Annotated in this window: 3 protein-coding genes; 1 reads left to right on the top strand and 2 read right to left on the bottom strand. The window is 71.3% G+C overall.

The features are described 5' to 3' along the window. Window positions 1-1,111 (bottom strand): carotenoid oxygenase family protein (locus BDIM_RS15160; protein WP_050796753.1); only part of this gene is annotated, 1,111 nt, incomplete at its 3' end. A 24-nt stretch (window positions 1,112-1,135) separates the two neighbouring features. Then, window positions 1,136-1,558, bottom strand: a complete 423-nt coding sequence (locus BDIM_RS15165) for a DUF2141 domain-containing protein (RefSeq protein ID WP_003166460.1) — start codon at window positions 1,556-1,558, stop codon at window positions 1,136-1,138. A gap of 218 nt (window positions 1,559-1,776) precedes the next feature. Between BDIM_RS15165 and rpe the strand changes: the two genes are divergently transcribed. Continuing rightward, a complete protein-coding gene (rpe, locus tag BDIM_RS15170; protein ID WP_003166462.1) occupies window positions 1,777-2,460 on the top strand; it encodes a ribulose-phosphate 3-epimerase in 684 nt (227 codons plus the stop codon). Window positions 2,461-2,477: the final 17 nt, after the last annotated feature.

A 2,477-nucleotide genomic window follows, 5' to 3' on the forward strand; every position in this document is an offset into this window, starting at 1 on the left:
CGCCGGTCCGCTCCAGCCGCCCGCGCCCGTTCGGCGATAGCACGACCATGGCCAGCTCGGCCGGTTCGCCGCCCAGCGGCACGCCGTTCAGCACCTCCTGGGCGCCGCGCGCGGCGAAGTCCATGTCCTTGTGCGCGCACAGGTCGAAGCGGATCGTGCCGTCCGCCTCGTCCCAGGCGTCGCCGACGTGGAAAAAGCCGAAGGGCGGCAGGTCGTAGATCCGTCGCTGGGTCAGGTCGGCCTTGTCGACCACCAGCACCTGCGTCCCCGCCTCGGGCGTCCAGTCGAAGCCCGCCGACATCGGCGCGACGTTGCGGACATGCACCCACGGCTGCAGCACGACGACCAGGTGCCGGGCCGTGGCGCTGAAGTCGTGGATGTAGCTGGCGCGCGGCAGGGCGATCACCTCGGCGTCTTCCAGCGCGCCGTCCGCCGCCAGGCGCCAGACCATGGCCTGCTTGCCGTTCACGCCCAGGTTCCAGATGCGGCCGTCCGGCTCGATGCGCGGATGGGCCAGGAAGGGCATGTTCTTGAGATCAGGCCGCAGCGTGACGAAGTCCTCGGTCTCCAGCGTCTCGGGGTCCATGGCCAGGGGCGAGCCCGCCTCCCACAGCGCCCACAGCTTGCCGCCGACCTTATGCACCGAGGTGTTGGCCGGACTGGCGTCGTCTGCCGAGCCGATGCGGGCCCGCGGATCGCCGACCGTGCCGAAGCCGGGCATCAGCATGGCGCCGACCTCGGTCTCCTGGCGCCGCTTACGGGTGTCGGCGAAGCGGGCGGCCAGGCTGGCCTGACCGTCCTGCACGCGCCAGCGACGGATCAGGCCGTCGCCGTCGAACCAGTGCTGGGATGAACCGCCGGGCCGCCGGAACTTGGCCGGACCGTTGCGATAGAGGCTGCCCGACAGCCCCTGCGGCGCCCGGCCGCGCACCAGACGCAGGGCGCGCGGGGCGATGTCGCCCTCGACGTCGGCGGTGGCCAAGGACCAGTCGGCGGTCGCCGCCAAGGCTTGCAGAGCATAGGCCCGATCAGGGGCCAGGACGCGGGCGGCGGCCAAAGCGCCGGAAAGGGCGGCGGCGCCCATGAACAGGGTGCGGCGGGTCGGGGTCATGGCGGTCTCTTCAGACAACAAGGCTTAGCGGATGCGGATGGTCTGGGCCGTGGCGCCCGACACGTCGAAGCGGGCGCGGTCCCACTTGGCCGGCCCCATGTTGCCCACGGCGTTGTTGGAGAAGGCGAAGGGTTCGGTCGGCATGCCGAACGGGTTCACATCCATCTTTCCGTTGCCGTTGACGTCGTGGAACGCCTTCATGCCGTAGGCGCCCGCGGGCAGGTTCTCGAACACGGCGGCGCGCTCGCCCGCCGCCACATCGACCCGCGCCGCGCGGCTGGGCGCGCCGCTCTCATAGGCCGCCTCATCGGCGTAGAGGGCGACCATGACGGCGCCGGTCTCGGCCCCCGCCTCGAAGGTGAAGGTCAGGCGGCTGTCGGCGGATTGGGCCACGGCCGGAACGGCGATGGACAGAGGGGCGGCGGCGATAACGACAAGGCGGATCATGGAGAGCGTCCTTATGGGCGGGGCGAGAAGTCATCGCCTTCCTTCCTCGCCGCGCCGAACCCCGCCAGCGGCCTTGCGTCCACGACCGCCGCGTCTTCGCCAACGACCACCGCCCGCCGTTCACGAAGCGCCAATGAACAGCTTGTCGTCGCCAGGATGCGGCCTGCGGCAGCGGCCCGGCTTGCTCCCCGCGCCGAGGGGCCCTAAGTCGCAGAACCATGACCCAGACGCCCGCGACCGCCGCCCCGCTGATCTGCCCCTCCATCCTGGCCAGCGACTTCTCCAAGCTGGGCGAGGAGATCCGCGCCCTGGAAGCCGCCGGAGCCGACTGGATCCACGTCGACGTCATGGACGGCCACTTCGTGCCCAATCTGACCATCGGCCCGGACGTGGTGAAGGCCCTGCGCCCGCACACCAGCCTGCCGTTCGACGTGCACCTGATGGTCGCCCCAGTCGACAACTGGCTGGAGGCCTTCCGCGCGGCGGGCGCCGACGTCATGAGCGTCCACCCTGAAAGCGGTCCGCACGTCCACCGCACGCTCGGCCAGATCCGCCAGCTGGGCGCCAAGGCCGGCCTGGTGTTCAACCCGGCCACGCCGCTGAGCGTGCTGGAGGAAGCCGTCGAACTGGTCGACCTAGTGCTGATCATGTCGGTGAACCCCGGCTTCGGCGGTCAGAAATTCATCGAGACCTCGCTGAAGAAGATCGAACGCGCCCGCGCCATCCTCGACCGCGCCGGGTCCAAGGCCCACCTGCAGGTCGACGGCGGCGTCGTGGCCGCCAACGCCGGGGCCTGCGTCGCCGCCGGGGCCGACGCCCTGGTCGCCGGCTCCTTCGTCTTCAAGGGCGGGCCGGAGGCCTACGCCGCCAACATCCAGGCCCTGAAGGCCGCCGCCGCGTGAGCCCCCTCGGCCCCTTC

Source organism: Brevundimonas diminuta ATCC 11568, from assembly GCF_000204035.1.
GTDB classification, from domain to species: Bacteria; Pseudomonadota; Alphaproteobacteria; order Caulobacterales; family Caulobacteraceae; genus Brevundimonas; species Brevundimonas diminuta.

What these genes read in the sequence shown, in the direction of transcription:
- BDIM_RS15165 (WP_003166460.1), bottom strand. Translation starts at nt 1,558, where the DNA reads ATGATCCGCCTTGTCGTTATCGCCGCCGCCCCTCTGTCCATCGCCGTT.
- rpe (WP_003166462.1), top strand. Translation starts at nt 1,777, where the DNA reads ATGACCCAGACGCCCGCGACCGCCGCCCCGCTGATCTGCCCCTCCATC.